Here is a 23,806-nt window from a genome sequence, read left to right on the forward strand (position 1 = left end):
TCCTCTGTGGTGCCGTCCGGCCGACGGGCGGCGTGGCGCCCGGCGCGTCAGGTCAGGCGTTGACCGGGTCCGTGCCGTCCGGCGTGTCCGCCGGCTCGGCCGCGTCCGAGGGCTCCCCGGGGCCGGCGGGCTCCAGCTCGATCTCCTCGGAGGCCAGCTCGGCGGCGGTCTCCTCGGCACCCTCACGCTGGGTGGGCACCTCCGACAGAGGCCGCGCCGCCATGCGGTCCCGGCGGGCGTCGGCCTCGGCGCACAGCGCCAGCACCGCGGCGTTGAACCGGGCCAGCGACGGCGGCTCGGCGGGGCCGAGCAGATGCGTCTTCAGCTCGGCGCGGGCCGCCGCCAGGGTGTCCTTCTCCGGGTGGCGCACGGCCTCCAGCAGCGCCGGGATCTCCTTGGCGCCGCGGGAGAGCACGGTCGCCGCCCGCACGGTCGGGAAGCCCGCCCGGAACTCCTTCTCGGTGAGCCCGCTGGTGTTGGCCACGGCGTAGGGCTTCTCGCTGGTCAGGTAGTCGGAGACGACGCTGGACACATCGCTGATCAGCAGATCGGCGTGGTTGAAGCAGGTGTAGAGGGCGGGGCGCGGACCGGTGATGATCTGGTGCTCCCACTCCGGCACGGAGGCCCAGTACGCCCGCTCCCAGGCGGCGGTCGCCGCCGCCACGGCCTCGCCCCGCCCGGTGTCCGGCACCGACTGGAGCATCATGCGCTCGGCCTCGTCGGCGTCCGCGCGGAAGTGCGTGCTCGTCAGCCGGTCCAGCTCCACGGTGCGGCGGCGGAGTTCGGCGGCGGTCTCCGCACCGGGGCGGGACCCGTCACGCCGGGTGTTGGCCTCGGTGATCATGGCCATGATGCGCTCGTTGGCGCGGCCGGCGCGGGGATCGACCGAGCCGGTCATCGGGTGCGGCTTGTAGATCAGCCGCACGCCCGGGTCGGCGAGCAGCTGCCGCACGATGTTCTCGCCGGCCAGGATCACCGAGGTGTTGCCGGGGTCGGTGGTCCACCCCTCCCAGGTGGGGGCGTAGAGCACCGTGGTCGGGCCGTTGTCGGCGGGGGGGCCGGCGTACGGGCGGATCGGTGCGAGCTGCGGCCGGCCGACCTCCACCACGTCCTTGTCCTCCACGCCGATGTCGGCGAGCTGGTAGCGCTCGCGCGCCGCCGGGCCGGCCACCCAGACCTCGTCGTACGCCTTGGCGTACGGGTTGCAGCTGGAGAGCTTGTCGCTCTCGCCGTGGTTGATGAACGCGTGCTTGATCGAGGGGATGCGCAGTACCTGCGAGGTCTTACCGGAGTTGGCCGGGTGCAGCATCATCTTGATCGTGGAGTGCTCCAGCAGCATCAGGTGCGCCACCTTGGGGATGCACACCACCGGCACGTCCGTGGCCTCGATCTTCTGCACCATGAACCGCTCGCGGAGCACGATCACCGGCTTGCCGTCGAGCTGCGGCAGCGTCGAGAGCCACATGTTGGCCTGGTACGCGGAGGTGGTGCCGCCGGAGAAGTACAGGCCGACGGTGGGCCGGTACGCCTCGAGCCAGGTGCGCAGCCACTCCAGGGCCTCGGTCTCGCTCGCCGGGCTCTTGGCCGGCAGCAGCCAGCTCGCCAGGTACAGGGTGCCCGCGACGGCGGTGGCGAGCGCCAGCGCCAGCCCGACGCCGCCCCAGAAGGCGTCCCGCGTCACGACCGTGGCCAGCAGGCCCGCGGTGACCGGCAGCGAGAAGGTCAGCAGCCGGTGACCGGGGCGGCGGGAGAGGATCCGCGGCGGCGCGGCGGTGAGCCGCAGCCCGCTGGTGTCGATGTTCCGGGTGACGATCGGCAGGGTGCGGCGGCGGCGTACCAGCACCGCCGCGGCCTGGCACGCGAAGTGCGTCATGTAGAAGGCGAGCAGCCCGATGGTGAGCGGTGAGTGCTCCGCGATCGGGTTGATGCCCTCCATCCGGAGCATCCCCAGCACGATCAGCATGTCCCGCAGCAGCTGCCGGACGGTGACGTCGAAGCGGACCTTCCCCAGCAGCGAGAGCAGCCCTGGCTGCTTCATCTGGAGGTACAGGTCGAGGGCGAGGCCCGCCGCCGAGGCGATGACGAAGAGGGACACCTGGGGCAGCAGGGCTCCCGCGAGCTGGCACGTGTAGGCCGCGAACATCGCGAGGAGCGCCGTGAGCTGCACGGCGCGGCGGGGGACTGGTCCGGCAGAGGGCACGAGCTGGGCTCCTGGCGGGAAAGGGAAGGGAATGGGAGGGGAACGGGAGGGGAACGGGAGGGAGGGGTGCGGAGAGGACGGGGGTGGCCACGGCGGGCCGGTGCGTGGCGCGGGCTGATACGCGGCCACGGAGAACAACCACCGACCGTATGATGTGCGCCGCCCCTCTGACAATTTCACGGGAGGGGTGTCACCGGGGTGGCCGACCGTCTGACTCCGTGTGACCGTTTCCCGACGTTCCCGGAGCTTCCCCGGCGGTTTCCGACACCTCCGGCGGTCCCGACGTCCGTGCGGAGGCCGGGGGTTCGGCGGCCGTGACCGCGTGCCGGGACCGCCCCCGCGTCCACCTCGCGCCGCCCCCGCGCCGGCCTCCGCAGTGCGTCACGCGCCGGAGCGTGCGCCCCGCCGTGCCGCGCTTCCGTTCACTTCCCCCAGGCAGGTGCCCCCGCCGGCGTCCCGCTGGCCGGACGCCCGGGCGCCCGCGCGCCGGCCTGGCGTAGATTCGGGAGCCGGGCTCCGGGATTCGGGCTCCGGCGTTCCGCGTTCCACGGGGACGTCGGCCCGCCGTCCGGGCGTACCGGTCCGTCCGGTCCCGGCCCGGCACCGTGGGCCCGGACGGCGGGCGGCGGGCGGCGGACGGATCGGCAAGAGCGCAGGAGAGAGCGAGGACGCGCGGTGTCAGGGGCAGCGGGAGCGGTGGAGGAAGGGCGGCGTGCGGAGGTCACGGCGGCCCGGCGGATCGTGGTGAAGATCGGCTCCTCGTCGCTGACGACCGCGGCGGGCGGTCTGGACGCCGACCGCGTGGACGCCCTGGTGGACACCCTCGCCGCGGCGGCCGGCGGGCAGCCGGCGAAGGCGCGGGAGAAGGAGGTCGTGCTGGTCTCCTCCGGGGCCATCGCCGCCGGGCTCGCCCCGCTCGGGCTGCGCGGCCGTCCCCGGGACCTGGCCCGCCAGCAGGCCGCCGCCAGCGTCGGCCAAGGGCTGCTGGTGGCCCGGTACACCGCGTCCTTCGCGCGGTACGGCATCCGGGTGGGCCAGGTGCTGCTCACCTCCGACGACACCAGCCGCCGGGCCCACTACCGCAACGCCTACCGCACCCTGGAGAAGCTGCTGGCCATGGGCGCCCTCCCGGTCGTCAACGAGAACGACACGGTCGCCACCGACGAGATCCGCTTCGGCGACAACGACCGGCTCGCCGCGCTCGTCGCCCATCTCGTCCGTGCCGACCTGCTGGTGCTCCTCTCCGACGTGGACGCCCTCTACGACGGCGACCCCGCCACCCCGGGTACCTCGCGGATCGCCGAGGTCCGCGGTGAGGGGGACCTGGCCGGGGTCTCCATCGGCAGCGCCGGCCGGGCCGGGGTCGGCACGGGCGGCATGGTCACCAAGGTCGAGGCCGCCCGGATCGCCACCGCCGCGGGCATCCCCGTCGTGCTCACCTCCGCCAGCCGGGCGGCCGACGCCCTCGCCGGCCGCCCCGCCGGGACCTACTTCCACCCCACCGGACGGCGCTCCGCGGGCCGCCTGCTCTGGCTGGCCCACGCCTCCACCCCGCTGGGCGCGCTGATCCTGGACGACGGCGCGGTGCGGGCCGTCACCGAGCGGCACAGCTCGCTGCTGCCCGCCGGCATCGCGGCCGTCGAGGGCGAGTTCGGGGCCGGGGACCCGGTCGAACTGCGGGACACCGCCGGGACGCCGGTGGCCCGCGGCCTGGTCAGCTTCGACGCCCGTGAGATCCCCCGGCTGATCGGCCGCTCCACCCGGGACCTCGCCCGCGAGCTGGGGCCCGCCTACGAGCGGGAGGTCGTGCACCGCGACGACCTCGTCCTGCTGGGCGCCCCGGGAGGGCGGACGGCTCCCGGGCCGCGGTGACGTGACCGGCCCGCCCGGGGACCGGCCGGGGGCGCCTCCGGCGCACCGCGGGCACCGGCGCCGCCCGTCCGGGACGGGGCCCTTCCGCGGAGACCTTCCGGAAAACCCCGCGCGGCTCCCTCACGGGCTGGTCAACTCTTGAGTACGGGACGCCGGGAACGGCGTACCGGGACCGCGCTCCGCGGACGGAGCCGGTCCGCCGGTACCGGCTCCGCCCGCTGGGGCGCGGAGCGCCGGGGAGCGGAGGAGGCCGCCGGTGAGACGAGGGCGCCCAGGGGCGCGGCCCCGGGCCGCGGAGGAGCGGGGAAGACCGGACGCCGTCCGCCGCAACGGGACCGGGCCCGCCCGCTCCACCGTCCCGGCCGCGGCTCCCGTCACGGCGCTCACGGTGCCCGCCGCGCCGGGGGCGGAGCCCGGGAGCGCGCCCGGCGCGGAGCCGGAGCGGCGCGAACCCTCCCGTCTCTGGCATGTCACCCTCAGCCTCGCGGGGGAGCGGACCCCGCCCGCCGACGTCCGGCGCGGGCTGGAGCGGCTCGCCCACGACCACCCCTTCCTGCTGACCGGCCGCTATGCCGCCGACCACGCCGAGATCCGCTACTGGGAGGAGGCCCGGGACCTGCACGACGCGGCGGCCGTCGCCCTCCGGCTGTGGGGTGAGCACCGCGCCACGGCCGGTCTGCCGCCGTGGGAGATCGTCGGTCTGGAGGTCGTCGACCGCGACACCTATCACCAGCGGGTCACCGAGGGGTACGGCCGGCCGCCCGTCTCCCCCATCGGCGTACACCCCTTCTAGCGATGGAGCCGCCCGGGCCGGAGGCTCCCCGCCTGCCCGGCGGCCGTCCACCGGATGCCGTGCGGCCGCCCCGGCCCCGCCCCGGTCCCGTCTGTGCCCCGTCTCCGCCCGGTCCCGCCGCGTCTCCGCCCGGCCCCGTCGCCCGCCGCCCCGGCCGCCGGCGCGCCACGGTGGCCGTCTCGCGCTGCGGAACATCCCGTGACCGCGGGGTACGGCTCAGTACCCTGGGCCCATGAGCGTCTTCCCCTCGCCCCTGGCCGACCCCATGCCGCAGTCCCCGGTCATCCGCGCCGCCTACCGCGCCCGCGCCGCGGCCGCCGAGATCGCCCCGCTGCCGCGTTCGGTCAAGGACGACGTGCTGCTCGCGATCGCCGACGCCCTGGAGGTGCGCACCGCGGAGATCGTCGAGGCCAACGCCGAAGATGTCGCGCGGGCCCGGGAGGCCGGTACCGGTGCGACCGTCATCGACCGGCTGACCCTCACCCCCGAGCGCATCCGCGCCATCGCCGGTGACGTCCGTGACGTGGCGGCCCTGCCCGACCCGGTCGGTGAGATCGTCCGCGGCTCGACCCTTCCCAACGGCATCGACCTGCGTCAGGTGCGGGTGCCGCTCGGCGTCGTCGGGATCATCTACGAGGCGCGGCCGAACGTCACCGTGGACGCCGCCGCGCTCTGCCTGAAGGCCGGCAACGCGGTGCTGCTCCGCGGCTCCTCCTCCGCGAGCGCCTCGAACCTGGCGCTGGTGACGGTCCTGCGCGACGCCGTCGGCGGTGCCGGGCTGCCGGCCGACTCCGTCCAGCTCGTGCCGGGGGAGGGCCGGGAGCCGGTGCGGGAGCTGATGCGGGCCCGGGGCATGGTCGACGTGCTCATCCCGCGCGGGGGCGCCTCGCTGATCCGGACGGTCGTCGAGGAGGCCACCGTGCCCGTCATCGAGACCGGCACCGGCAACTGCCACGTCTACGTCGACGCCGAGACGGACCTGGCCATGGCCGTGGAGATCCTGATCAACTCCAAGGCGCAGCGGCCCAGCGTCTGTAACGCCGCGGAGACCCTCCTGGTGCACCAGGACGTCGCCGAGGCGTTCCTGCCCCTGGCGCTGCGGGCGCTGGCCGAGGCCGGGGTGACGGTCCACGGCGACGAGCGGGTGCGGGAGCTCGCCGAGCGCGTCGACAGCGGCGCGACGGTGGTCGAGGCCACCGCCGAGGACTGGGAGACGGAGTACCTCTCCCATGACATCGCCGCCGCCGTGGTGGACTCCCTCGACGCGGCCGTCGCCCACATCCGGCTGTGGTCCTCCGGCCACACCGAGGCGATCGTGACCACCTCGCAGGCCGCCGCCCGCCGGTTCACCCAGTTGGTGGACTCCACGACCGTGGCCGTGAACGCGTCGACCCGGTTCACCGACGGCGGCCAGTTCGGCTTCGGCGCGGAGATCGGGATCTCCACCCAGAAGCTGCACGCCCGGGGCCCGATGGGCCTGCCGGAGCTGACCTCCACCAAGTACGTGGTCACCGGCGACGGACATGTGCGGGGTGGGCCCCGGCCCTCGCGCTGACCCTCGCGCGCCGGCCGCGCCGCGACGGGGCGCCGCCCCGGCCGGCCCTCGCGCCGGGCTGTCCCAGCGCGCCGTCGCACCGCCGGCGAGCGCGGGCCCCGGGCGCCCTCCGGCGGGCCGGGCCGATTTTCCGTTTCCCGCCCTGCCCAACCCGGCGGTCCGCGGCTACGCTGGACGGGTGCCGGAGGATGCGGGGGGCAAGCCGTTCCCGGACGGCGACGAGCCCGACAGCCACCACGGAGCGGCGGACGACGCGTTCGCCTCCGTGGTCTTCGACGAGGACTTCGTCCGGTCCGCCCCGGTGCGCGAACCCAGCGCCGTCGAGCGGATGCTGGCCGCCGCGAAGGCGCGGGCGGCCGAGGCCGAGGCGGCCCGCCGGCCCGGCATCCCGACGACCGACGAGGAGCTGTACGAGCTCTACGGCGTCGGCCGCCCGGAGCGCGAGACGGCGGACGGCTGGTACCACTCCGGTCCCGACGAGCCGCAGGGCCCCGGCAGCCACGATCCGCACGACCCCTACGGGCCCTACGGCGGCGCCCTGCGCCCGTACCGCAGCCGGACCCGCTGGCACCGGTCGGTGGCCTGGGTGCTCGCCGTGGTGATGGGCGTCGGCATGGTGGCCCTCGCCTTCGTGGCCGTCTACCGCGGCGGGAGCGGGGCCGGGCAGGATCCCGCGCCGCCGCCGGCCACCACGGGGGTGGACGGCGACCGGGTCGGCGGGCTCCGGGGCCCCGACGGCGCGGGGGACGTCCTGCCGCGGGTCCCGGCGGAGTCCCCGGCGCCCACCGCCTCGGCCGCCGGGCGGTAGGGCCGGTCCCGCGCGGGCCCGGTCCCGGGACGGCGGGAGGCCCCGCGAGCCGTTCCCCCGGGCTGCCGCCGCACTCCCCGATTGGCGCCGGAACCCGCGTTTACCTGGTGCCCTTCCGGCCCACTCTGTTGGTATGGCCGGACCTGGAGACCCACCTGAGGGGACACCCAAGGGCGTCCCGGGCGGTGGCGACGACGACTACCGATCCGTCGTCTTCGACGAGTCGTTCATACGCGCTGCCCGGCTTCAGGAGTCCTCGGCCCGCGAGCGTCTCGGTGACCGCGCCCCCGCGGTGCGTGACCGCGGTCCGTGGAGCCGGACCCGCGGCCACCGTCAGGTCCTGCTGCTGGTCCTGCTGATCACGATGGCCTTCAGCACGGCCGTGTACCTGGGGATCCGCAGCCCCTACCAGGCCGTGGCGGAACGCGAGCCGGAGCCGCTGCGCAGCGCCGTGCTGCCGCTGGCGCCACGGGACGGCGTGCCCGGCGGTGAGCCGGGCGAACTCTTCGCGCACAGCCCCGCGGCGCGTTTCCGGACCGGCGCGGACGGCGTGGCGATGCCCGCCGCGCGGCGCACCGGCAACTTCACCGACACGCAGGTGCTCTCGGCCCTCGACGCGGCCAAGGAGTACCTCGTGCGCTCCTCCCTCGACCCGGAGGTGCTCACCGGCTCGACCGTGCGGCCGGTGCGGGTGCTGGTGGACCCGGGGCAGCACGCGCAGTTCGACCGCAGCATGGATGAGCCGGACGACGACGGCCGGCACGCCGCGACCGGCTGGCTGCTCCGCTTCCACCCCGGTGAGGTGACGCTCGCCGACACCGGTGTGCGGGTCCGGGGCAGTCTCACCGTCACGGAGGCGGGACCGGACCAGCTGGAGGTCACCGGCGACCACACCTTCGTCTACGCCGTGAAACCGGCCCGTTCCGCGGACGGGGAGCGGCGCGAGGGGGGCGGGAAGAAGGCGCGGGAGGGCCGCGACGCGGACCGCGCCTCGCTGTTCACCGTGCGCCGCGAGACCCGCTTCCGCTTCGACCGCGGCGACCTCCGCGACCACCAGCTCGAGGTGGTGCAGAGCCGGCTGCGGGCCGGGCCGATGAGCTGTTCCGCGGAGACGGCCGAGTACCTCCGGCCGCTGCTCGCCGGGGAGCGGGCCGCCCGGGCCGGTCCGGCCGCGACCGATCCGTACACCGCGGACGGCCGCCCCGCCTCCGGGGGCTGCGGTGTGCTGGCCGGTGCCGCCCAGCCGGACCTGCCCGGGCGCTCCCGCTGACTCCTCGCGCTCCCGATGCCCCGCGCTCCCCGGCCGCCTGCCCGCGCCGCTCGCGGGTGCTCGCGGCCGTCTGCCGCCGGACCACCGGCCGGGTCCGGGGAGACCGGGGCCGGGGAGACCGGGGCCGGGGCACCCCCGTTACTCGCCCTTCGGCCCGGGGGCGCCGTCCTGGCCACGGCCGTTCGCGGCGCCGGTGAACCGGTCCCGCAGCTTGCCGCCCAGATCCCCGGCGCCGCCGGCTATGTCCCGTACCAGGCCCATCAGCGGGTCCTTGCTGCTGCGGACCGTGTCGGCGTAGTGACCGGCGGACTCGCGGAACGAATCGCTCACCGAGGTGTCCGCGTCCTCGTCACGGCGCGGGTAGTGGCCGTCCATGAGCCGCTGGTAGTCACGGCTCGCCGCCCACTTGTTCAGCTCGGCGGCACGGACCGTCGTGAAGGGGTGACTGCGCGGCAGCACGTTGAGGATCTTCAGCACGGAGTCGCGCAGATCGCCGCCCTTCTCGTACTCCTCGGCCTGGGCCAGGAAGGCGTCGACGTTCATCTGGTGCAGATGGTCGCCACCGGCGATCTTCATCAGGCCGCGCATCGACGCCTGGAGGTCCTGTCCCACCAGCAGGCCCGCCCGGTCCGCCGACAGCTCCGACTTGCGGAACCACTCGCGCAGCGCCGTGACGATGGCCATGATCGCCACATTGCCCAGCGGTATCCAGGCGACCTTCACGGCCAGACCCGTGAGGAAGAGCAGGATCGTGCGGTAGACCGAGTGGCCGGAGAGGGCGTGGCCCACCTCGTGCCCCACGACCGCGCGCATCTCCTCCTCGTCCAGCAGCTCCACCAGACCCGTGCTGACCACGATGATCGGCTCGTCGAGGCCGATGCACATGGCGTTGGGCTGCGGATTCTGCGTCACGTACATCGCGGGGACCTTCTCCAGGTCCAGGATGCGGCAGGCGTCGAGCAGCATGGTGTGCAGATGCGGGAACTGCAGCTCACCGACGCGCACCGAGTCCGACAGGAACAGCAGGCGCAGCGACCGCTCCGGCAGCAGCCCGCTGAGCGCCTTGAACACGGTGTCGAACCCGCTCAGTTTGCGGAGCGCGACCAGCGCGGAGCGGTCGGCGGGGTGCTCGTACGCGCGGGAAGAGATCCCCGGGAATCGCCTGCGGCTGCGCTCCGGCACCCGCTCCTGGCTCGGATCGGTCATCTGGCCCCCTCTGTCGGCCGGGAAATGGCCTCGCCCGGTGCCGCCACCCTAGACGGGCGGGCCGACATCCGGGGCGTGCCGGTCGGCTCCCTAGGACGCCAGGAGTCGCCGTCGGGTTGCACAGGGGCCCCGCTTACGATGTCCCCAAGCGTCCCTGCCCGACGAACCCTGGATGGTCCGCGCGATGACTCTCCCCAGCTCCGCCCACGCCCTGGTCCTGCTCGCCTCCGAGGGCGGCGAGCACGGCGGCAACCACGAGAGCCTCAGCCCCTACCTCACCGGCGGTGGCGCCCTCGTCGGGCTGCTCCTGCTGCTGTGGATCACCACGCGCCTCAACCGCGACCGCTGAGGACGGGGGCGCCGCACCGGACCGGCAAGTAGGCTCTGCACGCATGGGAGAGCAGGACATGCCTGTGACCGGTCCGGCCAAGCGCCGGCTCGGCGTGATGGGCGGGACGTTCGATCCGGTGCACCACGGCCACCTGGTCGCGGCCAGCGAGGTCGCCGCCAAGTACCACTTGGACGAGGTGGTGTTCGTGCCGACCGGGCAGCCGTGGCAGAAGAGCCACCAGCGGGTCTCCCCGGCCGAGGACCGCTATCTCATGACGGTGATCGCGACCGCCTCCAACCCGCAGTTCTCGGTGAGCCGGATCGACATCGACCGGGCCGGCAAGACCTACACCATCGACACGCTGCGGGAGCTGCGGGAACTCAACCCCGACGCGGACCTGTTCTTCATCACGGGGGCCGACGCCCTCTCGCAGATCCTCGGCTGGCGTGACGCGCCCGAGCTGTTCTCGCTGGCGCACTTCATCGGCGTCACCCGGCCGGGGCACGTGCTCTCCGACCCCGGGCTGCCCGACGGCGGGGTCTCGCTGATCGAGGTCCCGGCGCTCGCCATCTCGTCGACGGACTGCCGGGCGCGGGTGGCGGCCGCCGAACCCGTCTGGTATCTGGTGCCGGACGGGGTGGTGCGCTACATCGACAAGCGCGGCCTGTACCGGGACGCCGGTTGAGCGGTCCGGCCGAGCACGGGAAGGGGCACGGGTGAACGACGCACACTCCGGTCGGTACGGACGGCCCGAGGACGGCGGGGACCCCTACTACGACCCGTACACCGGGCGCCGAACCGCCCCTCCCGCGGATGGCGGCCCCGCCACCGGGCCGGATGCCCCCGGCGGCGGGAACGGGCCCTACGGCCCGTACGGCGGCGGCCCTGACCCGCAGCGTGGTTACGACCCCTCCTACCAGCCCCAGCAGCCCCAGCAGCAGCACCAGCAGTCTCAGCAGCACCAACAGCAGTACCAGCAGTACCAGCAGTACGGGTACCCGCAGCCGCAGTACCCGCAGGAGCCCACCGGCCAGGAGGGCTACGGCGGTTACGCCGGCGGGAACGAAGCGTATGGCGCCGGCGCGGGCCATGGCGGGCACGAGGGCTACGGCGCCTACGGTTACGGCGCCCCCGGCCCCGCGGGCCCCGGTTACGCCGGCGCGGGACACGCCACCCCCGGGTACCCCGGCCCCGGTTACGACCCGGCCGACTACGCCTCCCCGGATTCCGCCGTCCCCTCCGGTCACGCCCCCGCCGGCCCCACCGGTGCCGTCGGCCACGCGAACCCCGCGGACACCGGGCAGCAGGACCGGCAGGACCGGCAGGACCGGCAGGACCGGTACGTCCCGCAGGACCCATCGCCCGCACCCGGACCGCGGTCCGGCGACTCGTCCCGGCTGCCGCGGCAGGAGGAGCGGGCCGGCGCCGCGGGACCCGGTCCGGAGCCGTCAGGCGCCTCCGGGCGCGGACGCCGGGGCCGGCGGGGCGGGGGCCCGGCCGAAGGGGCCGGGGAGCGGGGTGACGGCGGGAGCGGCGGCCCGGACCGTACCGGCGGCGCGGGTGATCCCGAAGCCAACGGGGCCACCGGGGCCACCGGGGACGCAGAGGACTACCGCACCGAGCAGTTCGCCTTCATCGAGGAGCCGGACGAGGACGCCGAGGACGTCATCGACTGGCTGAAGTTCGCCGAGACCCGCACCGAACGCCGGGACAAGCGCAAGCGGAAGAACCGCAACCGGGTCGTGGCGCTGGTCGCGCTCCTCGTACTCGCCCTGCTCGGCGGCACCGGCTACCTCTGGCACACGGGCGGCCTGCCGGGCCTCTCCGGCGACGGCGGCACCACCCGGGCCGCGGGCGGCCCCCAACAGCGCGACGTGATCATCGTCCATCTGCGGAACACGAAGGGCGGCGGCAGCTCCACCGCCCTCCTCGTCGACAACGAGACCACCGGCCGGGGCACGACGCTGCTGCTCCCCAACGCCCTCGCGGTCACCGCCGAGGGCGGCGGCTCCACCACGCTGGGCAAGGCGGTGGAGGAGGGCGGCAACGGACCCACCCGTGACGCCCTGAACACGCTCCTCGGCTCCGAGATCGAGCACAGCTGGCGGCTCGACACCCCGTATCTGGAGAACCTCGTCGAACTGGTGGGCGGCATCACGCTCGACACCGACGCGGCCGTGCCCGGGGAGAAGAAGGGCGACGACCCGCTGGTGGAACAGGGCGCCGGCCAGCAACTCGGCGGCCAGGCGGCCGTGGCCTACGCCACTCTGCTCCGCACCGGCGAGGACCAGGCCGACCAGCTCCGCCGCTTCGGCGAGGTCCTGCGCGCCGTGCTGCGGAAGATGCCCGGGGACGCCAAGATGGCGACGACCACCGTCCGTTCCCTCAACCAGGTCCCCGACCCGTCGCTCACCGAGGAACAGCTCGGGGCCTCCCTGGCCCAGCTCGGCGAGCGGGCCAAGAGCGGGGACGGCGGGGAGTACTCCACCGAGCTGCTGCCCGTCGAGCGGGACGGGACGCTGAGTCCGGAGACCGCCGAGACGGTCGTCAAGAAGATCCTCGGCGGTGACGTCACCAACGCCGACCCCGACTCCACGCCGAGGGTCAGTGTGCGGAGCGCCGGCGGGGACGCCGGAGCGGCGGAGGCGGCCCGGGTCGTCCTGGTCAACGGCGGGTACACCGTGATCGGGGCCGGGGCCGGGGCCGGGGCCGGCGACGGGAGCGCGGGGGCGGTGCGGCCGCGCTCCGAGGTGACCTACTCCGACCCCGGGCAGGAGGCGGAGGCCAAGGAGATCGCGGTCACACTGGGGCTGCCCGAGAGCGCGGTCAGCCGCGGGCAGGGGGCGGCGAACGCCGATGTGACCGTGGTCCTCGGCAGCGACTTCGAGCGGCCCACCGGCGGGTAGCCGGCCGGTCCGGGCGGCTCGGCGCGGGTGGTGACGGCGTCCCCCGCGCCGTGTGGCCCGGCGTGCCCGGCGCCGGGCACGCCGGGCCACACGGTGTGACGCATGCCATGGGCGGGCGCCCGCCGGGGCCGGTGCGGTGGGGTGGTCAGCCGGCCGGCGCCCGGGCCCCGGGCCACCGCCGCGTGGGAGGCCGCCCGGCCGGCGCGTCCGGCCCCGCCGGGAGCGCGGGCCGTCCCGCCGGACGGAGCCGTACGGCGTGCCCCGCCGGGCGTGCGATCCTGGATACCGGTCGTGGCGCCCCTGCTCCACGGCCGGTCCCCTGTCTCCCGATCCGAAAGCCTGCCTGTGACCGCCACGGACCGCTCCATCGAGCTGATCAAAACCGCCGCCCAGGCCGCCGCCGACAAACTCGCGCACGACGTCATCGCCTACGACGTCAGCGACGTGCTGTCGATCACCGACGCCTTCCTGCTCGCCTCCGCCCCCAACGACCGCCAGGTGAAGGCGATCGTCGACGAGGTCGAGGAGCGGCTGAACAAGGAGTTCGGCGCCAAGCCGGTGCGCCGCGAGGGCGACCGGGAGGCCCGCTGGGTGCTGCTCGACTACGTGGACGTCGTGGTGCACGTCCAGCACAGTGAGGAACGCGTCTTCTACGCGCTGGAACGGCTCTGGAAGGACTGTCCGGAGCTCGAGCTGCCCGCCGACGCCGTCGCCACCCGCGGCCGCGCCGACGAGCACGCGCGCACCGCGGAGGCCGGCGAGGACGGGCCGGGCCGGGACGGTGAGCTGAACTGAACCGGATCGAAGGAGGCCGCAGGCGGCGCATCGTCCTGTGGCGGCACGGCCAGACCGCGTGGAACGTGGAGCGCCGCTTCCAGGGCACGACCGACATCGACCTGACCGAGGAGGGCGTCGCCCAGGCACGGCGCGCCGCGCGGCTGCTCGCGGCCCTGGAGCCGCACACCATCATCGCCTCCGACCTGCGGCGGGCCGCCCACACGGCCGCCGAGCTGGCCACCCTGTCGGGCCTGGACGTCACCCACGATCCGGCCCTGCGGGAGACCTACGCCGGTAGCTGGCAGGGGCTGACGCACGAGGAGATCGTCGAGCGCCACGGTGAGCAGTACGCCCGCTGGAAGCGGGGCGAGGCGGTGCGGCGCGGCGGTGGGGAACTGGAGACCGAGGTGGCCGACCGCGCGGCGCCGGTGGTCATGAGCCACGCCGACAAGCTGCCGGACGGCGGCACGCTGGTCGTGGTGAGCCACGGCGGCACGATCCGCACCACCATCGGCCGGCTGCTGGGCCTGGAGGCGCAGCACTGGGAGGCGCTCGGCGGGCTCTCCAACTGCTGCTGGTCGGTGCTGAGCGAGGGCGTGCGCGGCTGGCGGCTGAGTGAGCACAACGCCGGGACCCTTCCCCAGCCCGTGCTCGGCGACGACACCTGAGGGCCGGTCCGCGGACGGGCCGCGCGACGACGGCGTGGGACGGACGCGGCCGCCGCCCGGGGCCCGGAACGGATTTCTCATTCGGGCCGGTCACCGGTTAAGCTACTGCTCGTTCACGGCGCACCGGTGAGAACCGGACGGAGCGCAGGTGGCGCGGGGCTATAGCTCAGTTGGTAGAGCGCCTGCATGGCATGCAGGAGGTCAGGAGTTCAATTCTCCTTAGCTCCACACCTTCGATCCCGTCTCCCTCAGGGAGGCGGGATCATCGCGTTGCGGGGCGCCGCGGTGCGGCCCTCCGGGAGGGACCGGACGGCGTGCGGCGGCACCGCCCGGCCGGTCCCTCCGGGGGCGCTGACCGGACGGGTGGTCCCATGGCAGAATCGGATCCCTGACAGGAAGGGAGCGAGATGCCGGCGAGCGTGATCGAGGCGGCCCCCCGCCCTCGCGTCCGCGCCGCCGCGACCCGGCTCCACTGCCCTTCCTGCGGATCGTCCCTCGTGGCCCAGGTGCTCGGGGACAACGGCGGAGTCTCCTACGTCTGCACGGCCTGTGGCCACAGTTGGAGTGACTGATGGGTGCCCACAGCCGGAAGTGCGACTGGTGCAGCAGCGGTACGCCCGTCGTCCGCGACATGGAACCGCTCAACTCCGATTACCAGTACTGGTGCGAGGAGTGCGCCCGGGCGCTGATCATCGTCGGCGACCCCATCGAGACCTACCGCGAACTCGAGGGCGAGCCCATCTACGGGCGGCTGCTGGAGGAGTACTGCACGCTGAAGCGTTTCTACTCGTTCGTCACGGCCTGACCGGGGCCGGCGTCCGGGCGCCGGGCGACCGTGCCGGCGGCGTGGGGCGCGCGGCGGCCCGGCGCCGCAGGGCGCGCAGCGCGACGACCGCCGCGAGGCAGAGGAACGCCACGGCCAGCAGCGGATAGCCCGCCGAGAGCAGCATCTGCCCGGCGTTCTGGTCCAGTTCGGACCGTTCACCCGGGGCATGCGGCACCCACCACAGGGCGTACGAGCAGAAGACCAGCCCCGTGCCGGCGGTGGCCACCCACCATGCCGGACGGCCCGGCCGGCGCAGCGCCTCGGAGCCCAGCAGGACCAGCAGCGGCACGCACCACACCCAGTGGTGCGACCAGGAGACCGGGCTGACCAGCAGAGCCGTCATGGCGCAGGCCACCGCCGCCCAGGCGTCGAGCCCTGCGAGGAACGCGGCCGTCGTGACGGCCAGCCCGGCCACCACCGCGAGCGTGGCGGCACCCGCCCACCACAGGCCCGGTTCGGGGGTGTGCAGCAGCCGCGCGGCGACCCCGCGCAGGGACTGGTTGGCGGTCTGCTCGACCAGCCCGGGACGGTCCGGGTTGACCACCACCTCGGTCCAGAAACGGAGGGAGTCGCGCGGCAGTACCACCCCGGCCAGCGCGACGGTCGCGAAAAACGTGGCGCACGCCGTCGCCGACCGGCGCAGCAGCGGGTTCCACAGGGCCGTGGTACCGGGCCGGGGGGCGCCGTGCCGGCGCCGGGCCCGCACCTCCCCGGCTGCCTTCGCCACGCCCGCCACGGCCAGCGCCACGGCGAACAGCGCGGGGGTCAGCTTCAGCCCCGCCGCGATCCCCGTGCCGATCCCCGCCCACCGGTGACCGGCGTCCCCTGGGCGGCGGGACAGGTCCCACAGCACCAGTACGGCCAGCAGCAGATTGATCTGCCCGTAGCGCAGCGTCGTCCACACGGGCTCGCACCAGACCGCCGCGGCCGCCACCCCGAACGTCACCGCCGCCCTCGGCCACCGGCGTGGGCGGCCCACCGTGCGCAGCGCCAGGTGGACCAGGGCGACCAGCAGCGCCAGGTTCCCCGCCGTCGCCAGGGTCCTCATCTCGCCCACCGGGAACAGCGTCAGCGGCATGAACAGCAGAGCGGCGAACGGAGGATAGGTGTTGGGCAGCTGGGCCTCGGTGAAGGGCGCCCCGTACAGATCCTGCCCGGCGCGGGCCGCCCAGCCCTCGGCCCGGTAGACCATCAGGTCGACCATCGACACCCCGATGAGGCGCTGCGCCACCCAGAAGAGGGCGAAGGACGCAAAGCAGCAGCCGAGGGCGGTGAGCACGGGGCGGTCGCGGACCAGCGCGCGGGCCACCGCGGAGAAGGGAAGGGCGAGGGCCTTCTCGGCCGACTCCGTAGCGGACACGCTGCGGGGCTCCAGACGGGGGCTCGGGGACGGACCCGGCTGTGCTCCGGGCGCGGGGACCGATGCTAATAGGACGGATGCCCGAGTCGGGGGAGGCCAATGATTTGGTGTTGAGCCGCTGGATCCGTGTAATGTTGGCGCAGCCGCCACGGGAAACCGGGCGGAACCGAGGGGCTATAGCTCAGTTGGTAGAGCGCCTGCATGGCATGCAGGAGGTCAGGAGTTCAATTCTCCTTAGCTCCACCTCGGAGGGTCCGTCGCGGACGGAAGGGCGTGAGTGCCCTCGCGGCAGGATTCCCGGTATCACCGAAGAATCAGGGCCGTCTCCCCAGCGGAGGCGGCCCTGTCGGCATGCGTGAGCCCGCACCGGACGGCGGAGCGCCGGGGCCCGAGCGGGCCGTGCGGCGGGGTCCCGGCGGTTTTCCCGTCACCGGTGGCCGATGGCCGGCTGAACATTCCCGGCAGCGGAATTCCGGGCCCCTGGTTCGGACCCCCGGGTCCCGGCCCGCGGGGCCGCCGTGCCGGCCCCGCCGCTTTACCGGACGGGTCACTCTCCCGGTGTCCGGTGTCCGGTGTCCGGTGGCCGTCTCCCGGCGCTTCCGGCCACGCGGTTCTGCTCGTGACGGGCGGTGCCGGCCCGTCTGCGGGATGGGGTGCCCGGAGTGGCCCGGACCGGCGTTCTCCGCGCCCGGACCGTCCCGGCCCGGTGGGGGCCGGGACGGTCCATGCGGGCGTTCCGGGCGGGTCCGGCGGCTGTGCCCGTGCGCTCAGTTGCCGCGCGGAAGGGCTTTGCGGCCTCCTCCTCCACCCGGGGGAAGGGCGCTGCGGGGCGCCGGAGCCTCCTCCAGCCGCAGCGCCAGTTCCGGGCAGCGGCGGACGGCGCGCACCGCCTCGTTCTGCAGATGCAGCGGCACGGGCGTGTCGGCCAGCACCGGAAAGCCGTCCGGGCCCATGCGGACCAGCTCCGGCAGCACCCCCACGCAGATCAACTGGCCCTTGCAGAGGGTCCAGTCCACCATGAGCTTCTGCCCGCTGGGCACACCCTCCTCCTGGTAGCCCGGGGACGGGAGGGGCAGGACACCGTGGGTGGGCCGCCCGCAGCCGCCCTGGAGGGCGTGGGCGGCGAGGTCGTCGGTGAAGGCCGACAGGGATGAGGTCAGGAACCGCACGGAGCCGTCCGGGTGCGCGCACGCCCCCCGGCCCCGTACCGACTGGGTCACCTGCCGCAGCGCCTCCAGCGCCGTGCGGCCGCCACCGCCGAGCACCTCGGCGAGGCCCGCCGCCGCGGCCGGCAGTCCGAGCTTGCAGGGGCCGCACTGGCCGGCCGTCTCGGCGGCCAGCCAGTTGGCGACCCGGAGGCACTCGCCCAGCGGGCAGGTGTCCGGCCCCACCGGCAGCAGGGCCCCCGCCCCGAGCGCCCCGCCCGCCGCGTCCATCGAGGCCCGGGAGATGGTGGCGCCGTGCGCGGACATCCCGTCCATCCACTTGCCGTGGTAGCCGCCGGAGAGGACGCCCTGGGGCATCGGCGGCGCCCCGGCCAGCTCCAGCACGTAGCGGAGCGGGACCCCGCTGGGCACCTCCATGACGAGCGGCCGGGGGACGGAACCGGAGACCGTCAGCATCACCGTGCCGGGCTCGGTGGCCAGCCCGATGCTGCCGTAGCGGTTGGCGCCGAGACGCGCGGCCACCGCCAGCTGGGAGAAGGTCTCGCAGTTGGACAGCAGCGTCGGAGCGTTGGCCACACCCGAGTCCGACGCGCGGACCTTGCGGCCGGGTGGCAGCGAGGGACCGCCGTTCGCCGCCCGGATCACGGCCGAGGATTCGCCGGAGACCATGCGTTCGGGGGTGCGGATGACGCGCGCCCGCAGGGACTGTCCGCGGCGGTCGGAGAGCCCGCGCTCGGCGAGCGCCTGGCGCATCGAGGCCTCGGTGGAGTCCCGGGTCACGGCGATCACCAGGGTGCGCGCCCCCAGGGCCTCGGCCGCGAGCAGCGCCCCGTCCAGCGGCAGGTGCGGCGCGCGGTTCATGATCAGGGTGTCCTTGCGGCAGTTGGGCTCCCCCTCACTGCCGTTGATCACGACGACCGGGCGAACTCCGCGGCGTATCGCGGATTTGGCGACGGCCCGCAGTTTCTTGCCGAAGGGGAAACCGGCGCCGCCCTTGCCCTTGAGCGAGATCAGCTCGGCCAGTTCGGCCAGGCGTTCCCCGGGCATGGGCTGGAGCGGTCCGTGCACTTTCAGGTGCATGTCGAGATCCAGGCGTTGGGCCTGGTCGAGACCGGCTGTCAGCTGGGGGACTCCCACGACTCGGAGATCGAGTACGTCGGGCAGCTCGGCGTTTATGGTCGGCCTCCTGCGGGCTCTTGCCAGGGTTCACCGGGCGGGGGTGGATAGGAGAATCCTGTCGAGGTGTCGGTCAGCGGATCCGGCTGGGGAGTGGGCCGGATGTTCTCCGCGGCGGCCGGCGGCGGTGGGGAGGGCGTCGGCCAGCGCTCCGAGGACTGGAGCTGCGAGACGCCGGGGAACGGCTCGGTCAGCGGGTCGGGGGTGCGGCCGGGGTCGCGCGCGTAGGGATCGGCGAACGGGTCGCCCGGCTGCCGGGGCAGGGGGGCCGTCAGCGGATCGGGCGTCCCGCCGAGCGGGCCGCCCGGCGACGGATCCCAGCCCCCGCCGGGGCCACCGGACCCGTAGGCGGGCATCGGCCGGGTGGTGGGGTCCGGGTAACCCGGACCACCGGGCTGGGGGGCCAGGGGTTCCACCACCGGTATCCCGCCGGTCTGGTCCGGGCTGGACATCGCTCGGTAACCGGCGGATATCCCCACCCCCATGCCGCTGCCGATCGGCACCGCGCGGGTCGAGTCCAGCGGCGGCCGGAGCTGTTCCCGCGGAGGAGCCGGTTCCGCCGGGATGCTCGCCCGGCGGGGGCGCGGCCCCGCCCCCGGCAGGGGCGCCACCGAGGGGTCCCGGGCCGGGTCGGCGCCGGAACGCCCTCCCGACGCGGCGGACGCGCCGGGACCCAGGGAGTCCGCCCCCGGCTTCACCCTCTCCAGCACGAGCTGCGCGAGCCGGCGGCGCTTCGGCAGCGGCAGCAGCCGGACGGAGAGCGCCACCGCCACCGCCGCCAGGCACAGCGCGTACATGGTGGTCACCCACCCGGCCGCCGGGCGCCCCGCGTACAGGCCGTGCACCAGCGCGAAACACCAGGCCGGATAGGCCACGCAGTGGATGGCGCGCCAGCGGCCGGCCACCTCGCGATTGGGGACGAAGGTGCTGCGCAGCGCCCCCGTCGCACCCGCGACCACCATGAGGTACGCCGCCAGCGAGCCCATGCCGATCAGCCCCCCGGCGCCGCTCAGCCCCAGGCTGAAGGGGATCAGCGCGGCGATCACCGGGGCGTGGTCCAGCGAGACCTTGACGACGACGTGCACCACCAGGAACCCGATCGAGGCGACGGCCACCGCCCGGTGGACGCCCTGCGCCAGCAGCCGGTCACGCGGGTTGAGCAGGACCCGGTGGGCGGCGATCAGGCCCCAGACCACCGACCCCGTGAGGGTCAGCAGGGAGAGGACCCCGGCCCCGAAGTTCAAGAACGCGCGGAAACGCTCGCCCGTGGCCAGGGCCAGCACGAACGGGACCACGAGCAGGAGCGTGACGGATACCGCGAACACCTTCTGCTGGGACATGCCCGGCTTGGGCGTGGTGGGGAGAGTGCGTGGAACCTTGCGGCGAGGTTTCATGCGAGGCGACTCCTGTGGTGCGAAGAAGGGGTCCCGGCTCCGCATGCTAGGTGGCCTGATCGGCGACGTCCGGGTGTTTGGATATTTGCTCGAACGACCCATACGGATCCGCGGGGCGGAGCGTTCAATCGGCGTCCCGTGCGGCGCCGAGGGCCGCTGCGGTACCCTGAGCCCTATGCGTGCCGTACGCCTTCTGCTTAGCGGGCCGCGCTGATCAGTCCCGGCCACGGCGGTCCCGGAGAACCGGAAACGCCGGTCTCCCCGGATCCCCGGGCCGGAATCGGCGCGGCGTCCCCTCCTGTGTGAGGGGTCTTTCCATTTCCGGACAGTTTCCGCGCAGGCGGCAGAGACGATCGATGGAGCTTTGACACGATGAGCGACTCCCCCCCCGCCCCCGGTTCCGCCATGGCGCCGTACCGGTACGAGGCGGCTCTGGCGGCCGAGATCGAGGCACGCTGGCAGGACTTCTGGGAGGCCGAGGGCGTCTACGAGGCCCCCAACCCGACGGGCGACCTGGCGCCGCGCGGCGCGCACGCGCAGAACCCGGCTGACGCCGCGGACACGACGGACACGGCGGACACGGCGGACGCGGCCCCGGCGATCGCACGGCCCAAGAAGTACATCATGGACATGTTCCCCTACCCCTCGGGTGCGGGCCTGCACGTGGGCCACCCCCTGGGGTACATCGCCACCGATGTCTACGCCCGCTACCACCGAATGACGGGCCACAACGTGCTGCACACGCTGGGGTTCGACGCCTTCGGCCTGCCCGCCGAGCAGTACGCCGTGCAGACCGGCACCCACCCCCGGGCCAGCACCGAGGCCAACATCGAGAAGATGACGTCCCAGCTGCGCCGGCTGGGCCTGGGCCACGACAAGCGCCGGGCGTTCGCCACGATCGACCCGGACTACTACCGGTGGACGCAGTGGATCTTCCTGCAGATCTTCAACTCCTGGTACGACCGGGAGGCGGACCGGGCCCGCCCGATCGCGACCCTGGTCGAGCAGTTCGAGAGCGGTGAGCGGGAGACCCCGCGGGGGCGGCGGCCCTGGAGCGAGCTGGACGCGAAGGGCCGCGCCGACCTGCTGGGGGAGTACCGGCTGGCCTACGCCTCCGACGCGCCGGTCAACTGGTGCCCCGGGCTGGGCACCGTGCTGGCCAACGAGGAGGTCACCGCCGAGGGCCGCTCCGAGCGGGGCAACTTCCCCGTCTTCAAGGCCAAGCTGCGCCAGTGGAACATGCGCATCACGGCCTACGCCGACCGGCTGCTCGACGACCTGGAGGCGCTGGACTGGCCGGAGGCCATCAAGCTGCAGCAGCGCAACTGGATCGGCCGCAGCGAGGGAGCCCGGGTCGACTTCCCGGTGCGCACCGAGGCCGGCGCCGAGCGGGCCGTCACCGTCTTCACCACCCGCCAGGACACCCTGTTCGGGGCCACCTACATGGTGCTGGCGCCGGAACACGAGCTGGTCTCCGGCGCGGACGGCGTCGTCCCGGCGGCCTGGCCGGAGGGCACCCCCTCCTCCTGGACCGGCGGGCACGCCACTCCGGCCGAGGCCGTCGCCGAGTACCGCAAGCGGGCCGCCGCCAAGTCGGACGTCGAGCGGCAGGCCGACGCCAAGGAGAAGACCGGCGTCTTCACCGGGGCCTACGCGGTCAACCCGGTCAACGAGGAGCGCGTACCGGTCTTCGTCGCCGACTACGTGCTGATGGGATACGGCACCGGAGCCATCATGGCCGTTCCCGCCCACGACGCCCGGGACTTCGCCTTCGCCCGCGCCTACGGCCTGCCCGTGCGCTGCGTCGTCGAGCCGTCCGACGGCCGTTCCACCGACCCGGACACCTGGGACGACGCCTTCGTCTCCCACGACGCGCGGATCATCAACTCCGCCGGGCCCGGCCTGTCGCTGGACGGGCTGACCGTCACGGAGGCCAAGGCCCGGGCCGCCGCGTGGCTGAGCGGGCGGGGCCTCGGCGAGGGCACCGTCAACTTCCGGCTGCGCGACTGGCTGTTCAGCCGCCAGCGCTACTGGGGCGAGCCCTTCCCCGTCGTCTACGACGAGGACGGCATCGCCCATCCGCTGCCCGAGTCGATGCTGCCGCTGGAACTGCCGGAGGTGGAGGACTACAGCCCGCGCACCTTCGACCCGGACGACGCCGACACCTCGCCGGAGACCCCGCTGTCCCGGAACGAGGACTGGGTGAACGTCACCCTGGACCTGGGCGACGGCCGTGGCCCCCGGAAGTACCGGCGCGAGACCAACACCATGCCCAACTGGGCCGGCTCCTGCTGGTACGAGCTGCGCTACCTGGACCCGCACAACGGCGAGCGGCTGGTCGGCCCGGAGAACGAGCGCTACTGGATGGGGCCCCGGGAAGGAATGCCCCACGGTGGGGTGGATCTGTACGTGGGTGGTGCCGAGCACGCCGTGCTGCACCTGCTGTACGCCCGCTTCTGGTCCAAGGTGCTGTACGACCTGGGGCACGTGTCGTCCGCCGAGCCCTTCCACAAGCTCTACAACCAGGGCATGATCCAGGCCTTCGTCTACCGCGACAGCCGGGGCATCGCCGTGCCGGCGGCGGAGGTCGAGGAGCGCGACGGCGCCTACTGGTACCGGGGGGAGAAGGTCTCCCGGCTGCTGGGCAAGATGGGCAAGTCGCTGCGGAACGCCGTCACCCCCGACGAGATCTGCGCCGAATACGGCGCGGACACCCTCAGGCTCTACGAGATGGCCATGGGACCCCTGGACGTCTCCAGGCCCTGGGACACCCGGGCGGTCGTGGGGCAGTACCGCCTGCTGCAGCGGCTGTGGCGGAACGTGGTCGACGAGGGCACCGGAGCGGTGACCGTCACCGACGGCGAACCCGACGAGGTGACCCTGCGCGTGCTGCACAAGGCCATCGACGGGGTCGCCCAGGACATGGCCGCACTGCGCTTCAACACCGCCATCGCCAAGATCACCGAGGTGAACAACCACCTGACCAAGTCGGGTGGCCCCGTCCCGCGCGCGGTGGCCGAGCCGCTGGTGCTGCTGGTCGCGCCGCTGGCGCCGCACATCGCCGAGGAACTGTGGCACCGGCTGGGGCATGAGGGCTCCGTCGTCCACGCGGCGTTCCCCGTGGCCGACCCGGCGTACGTCCAGGACGAGACGGTGACCTGCGTGGTCCAGGTGAGGGGCAAGGTGAAGGCCCGGCTGGAGGTGGCCCCGTCGATCTCCGAGGACGAACTGGAGCAGCTGGCCCTGGCACAGGAGCCGGTGCGGACGGCGCTCGGCGACGGCGGCGTCCGCAAGGTCATCGTGCGGGCGCCGAAGCTGGTGAACATCGTCCCGGCGTGACCGGCGACCCGTAGGGGACCGCCCCGGGGCGGGCGGGGGTTCGGAGGAACCCGCCGCCCGCCCCGGCCGTTTACGGTGGAGGACATGGCGCGCGCCGCCCCGCAGGCCGGGGACGGGTGGCGCCGCTCGGCGCGCATCGGTTCCGGAAGACTGCGAGGG

General features: G+C 74.3%; 18 protein-coding genes and 2 tRNA genes. 15 read left to right on the forward strand and 5 right to left on the reverse strand.

All coding sequences use genetic code 11. The features are described from left to right. Nucleotides 1-52: 52 nt before the first annotated feature. Nucleotides 53-2,200 (reverse strand): CDP-glycerol glycerophosphotransferase family protein, encoded by a 2,148-nt coding sequence (locus HCK00_RS02400; RefSeq protein WP_311765108.1) that lies wholly within the window; start codon nt 2,198-2,200, stop codon nt 53-55. Nucleotides 2,201-2,875: 675 nt separating this feature from the next. On the opposite strand from HCK00_RS02400, the gene proB reads away from it, so the two are divergent. From proB to HCK00_RS02425, 5 genes are all read left to right on the forward strand, one after another. Further along, entirely contained in the window at nt 2,876-4,072 is a 1,197-nt protein-coding gene (proB, locus tag HCK00_RS02405; RefSeq protein ID WP_311765109.1) for a glutamate 5-kinase, read from the forward strand. Between the two features lie 256 nt (nt 4,073-4,328). Next, nucleotides 4,329-4,865 (forward strand): DUF8830 family protein, encoded by a 537-nt coding sequence (locus HCK00_RS02410; protein WP_168100054.1) that lies wholly within the window; start codon nt 4,329-4,331, stop codon nt 4,863-4,865. Between the two features lie 232 nt (nt 4,866-5,097). Then, the gene (locus tag HCK00_RS02415) at nt 5,098-6,420 is read left to right on the forward strand and encodes a glutamate-5-semialdehyde dehydrogenase (protein ID WP_240965178.1); all 1,323 of its coding nucleotides are present in this window, start codon (nt 5,098-5,100) and stop codon (nt 6,418-6,420) included. 178 nt (nt 6,421-6,598) lie between these two features. After that, entirely contained in the window at nt 6,599-7,228 is a 630-nt protein-coding gene (locus tag HCK00_RS02420; RefSeq protein WP_168100055.1) for an SCO2584 family spore wall biosynthesis protein, read from the forward strand. Nucleotides 7,229-7,361: 133 nt separating this feature from the next. Further along, entirely contained in the window at nt 7,362-8,498 is a 1,137-nt protein-coding gene (locus HCK00_RS02425; RefSeq protein WP_168100056.1) for an SCO2583 family membrane protein, read from the forward strand. A gap of 138 nt (nt 8,499-8,636) precedes the next feature. On the opposite strand, the gene HCK00_RS02430 is transcribed toward HCK00_RS02425, so the two are convergent. Further along, nucleotides 8,637-9,704: a M48 family metallopeptidase gene (locus HCK00_RS02430; protein ID WP_168100057.1), complete on the reverse strand. Its 1,068-nt coding sequence runs from the start codon at nt 9,702-9,704 to the stop codon at nt 8,637-8,639. A 184-nt stretch (nt 9,705-9,888) separates the two neighbouring features. On the opposite strand from HCK00_RS02430, the gene HCK00_RS02435 reads away from it, so the two are divergent. From HCK00_RS02435 to HCK00_RS02470, 8 genes are all read left to right on the forward strand, one after another. Next, nucleotides 9,889-10,053, forward strand: a complete 165-nt coding sequence (locus HCK00_RS02435) for a hypothetical protein (RefSeq protein ID WP_168100058.1) — start codon at nt 9,889-9,891, stop codon at nt 10,051-10,053. A 43-nt stretch (nt 10,054-10,096) separates the two neighbouring features. Further along, nucleotides 10,097-10,720 carry a nicotinate-nucleotide adenylyltransferase gene (nadD, locus tag HCK00_RS02440; protein ID WP_168100059.1) on the forward strand — a complete coding sequence of 208 codons (624 nt, stop codon included), beginning with the start codon at nt 10,097-10,099 and terminating at the stop codon, nt 10,718-10,720. Nucleotides 10,721-10,751: 31 nt separating this feature from the next. Beyond that, the gene (locus HCK00_RS28340; protein WP_168100060.1) at nt 10,752-12,941 is read left to right on the forward strand and encodes a LytR C-terminal domain-containing protein; all 2,190 of its coding nucleotides are present in this window, start codon (nt 10,752-10,754) and stop codon (nt 12,939-12,941) included. 345 nt (nt 12,942-13,286) lie between these two features. Beyond that, nucleotides 13,287-13,736, forward strand: coding sequence for a ribosome silencing factor (rsfS, locus tag HCK00_RS02450; protein ID WP_168100061.1), 450 nt, complete (start codon nt 13,287-13,289; stop codon nt 13,734-13,736). Further along, complete coding sequence (locus tag HCK00_RS02455) at nt 13,733-14,386, forward strand: histidine phosphatase family protein (protein WP_168100370.1); 654 nt, start codon at nt 13,733-13,735, stop codon at nt 14,384-14,386. The genes rsfS and HCK00_RS02455 overlap by 4 nt, the downstream gene beginning before the upstream one ends. Nucleotides 14,387-14,541: 155 nt before the next feature. Then, a tRNA-Ala gene (locus HCK00_RS02460) sits at nt 14,542-14,614 on the forward strand. Between the two features lie 179 nt (nt 14,615-14,793). Continuing rightward, nucleotides 14,794-14,958, forward strand: coding sequence for a hypothetical protein (locus tag HCK00_RS02465; RefSeq protein WP_168100062.1), 165 nt, complete (start codon nt 14,794-14,796; stop codon nt 14,956-14,958). After that, complete coding sequence (locus HCK00_RS02470; protein WP_168100063.1) at nt 14,958-15,191, forward strand: hypothetical protein; 234 nt, start codon at nt 14,958-14,960, stop codon at nt 15,189-15,191. The genes HCK00_RS02465 and HCK00_RS02470 overlap by 1 nt, the downstream gene beginning before the upstream one ends. Here HCK00_RS02470 and HCK00_RS02475 read toward each other — a convergent pair. Next, nucleotides 15,181-16,521, reverse strand: a complete 1,341-nt coding sequence (locus tag HCK00_RS02475) for a glycosyltransferase 87 family protein (protein WP_311765134.1) — start codon at nt 16,519-16,521, stop codon at nt 15,181-15,183. The two genes, HCK00_RS02470 and HCK00_RS02475, sit on opposite strands and share 11 nt — an antisense overlap. A gap of 221 nt (nt 16,522-16,742) precedes the next feature. On the opposite strand from HCK00_RS02475, the gene HCK00_RS02480 reads away from it, so the two are divergent. Continuing rightward, nucleotides 16,743-16,815: transfer RNA gene (locus tag HCK00_RS02480), tRNA-Ala, on the forward strand. 524 nt (nt 16,816-17,339) lie between these two features. Here HCK00_RS02480 and HCK00_RS02485 read toward each other — a convergent pair. Both HCK00_RS02485 and HCK00_RS02490 read right to left on the reverse strand, forming a co-directional pair. Further along, nucleotides 17,340-18,914 (reverse strand): NADH-ubiquinone oxidoreductase-F iron-sulfur binding region domain-containing protein, encoded by a 1,575-nt coding sequence (locus HCK00_RS02485; protein ID WP_168100372.1) that lies wholly within the window; start codon nt 18,912-18,914, stop codon nt 17,340-17,342. After that, nucleotides 18,911-20,308, reverse strand: a complete 1,398-nt coding sequence (locus HCK00_RS02490) for a hypothetical protein (RefSeq protein WP_240965179.1) — start codon at nt 20,306-20,308, stop codon at nt 18,911-18,913. The genes HCK00_RS02485 and HCK00_RS02490 overlap by 4 nt, the downstream gene beginning before the upstream one ends. 372 nt (nt 20,309-20,680) lie before the next feature. Here HCK00_RS02490 and leuS point away from each other — a divergent pair, with 372 nt between their 5' ends. Continuing rightward, nucleotides 20,681-23,647, forward strand: a complete 2,967-nt coding sequence (gene leuS, locus HCK00_RS02495) for a leucine--tRNA ligase (protein WP_168100064.1) — start codon at nt 20,681-20,683, stop codon at nt 23,645-23,647. Nucleotides 23,648-23,806 lie beyond the last annotated feature (159 nt).

Origin of the sequence: Streptomyces zingiberis (genome assembly GCF_012034935.1) — a bacterium.
GTDB classification, from domain to species: Bacteria; Actinomycetota; Actinomycetes; order Streptomycetales; family Streptomycetaceae; genus Streptomyces; species Streptomyces zingiberis.

Coding starts and splice junctions, on each gene's coding strand:
- HCK00_RS02415 (WP_240965178.1), top strand. CDS start 5,098: ATGAGCGTCTTCCCCTCGCCCCTGGCCGACCCCATGCCGCAGTCCCCG.
- HCK00_RS02425 (WP_168100056.1), top strand. CDS start 7,362: ATGGCCGGACCTGGAGACCCACCTGAGGGGACACCCAAGGGCGTCCCG.
- HCK00_RS02430 (WP_168100057.1), bottom strand. CDS start 9,704: ATGACCGATCCGAGCCAGGAGCGGGTGCCGGAGCGCAGCCGCAGGCGA.
- HCK00_RS02435 (WP_168100058.1), top strand. CDS start 9,889: ATGACTCTCCCCAGCTCCGCCCACGCCCTGGTCCTGCTCGCCTCCGAG.
- nadD (WP_168100059.1), top strand. CDS start 10,097: ATGGGAGAGCAGGACATGCCTGTGACCGGTCCGGCCAAGCGCCGGCTC.
- HCK00_RS02465 (WP_168100062.1), top strand. CDS start 14,794: ATGCCGGCGAGCGTGATCGAGGCGGCCCCCCGCCCTCGCGTCCGCGCC.
- HCK00_RS02470 (WP_168100063.1), top strand. CDS start 14,958: ATGGGTGCCCACAGCCGGAAGTGCGACTGGTGCAGCAGCGGTACGCCC.
- HCK00_RS02490 (WP_240965179.1), bottom strand. CDS start 20,308: ATGAAACCTCGCCGCAAGGTTCCACGCACTCTCCCCACCACGCCCAAG.
- leuS (WP_168100064.1), top strand. CDS start 20,681: ATGAGCGACTCCCCCCCCGCCCCCGGTTCCGCCATGGCGCCGTACCGG.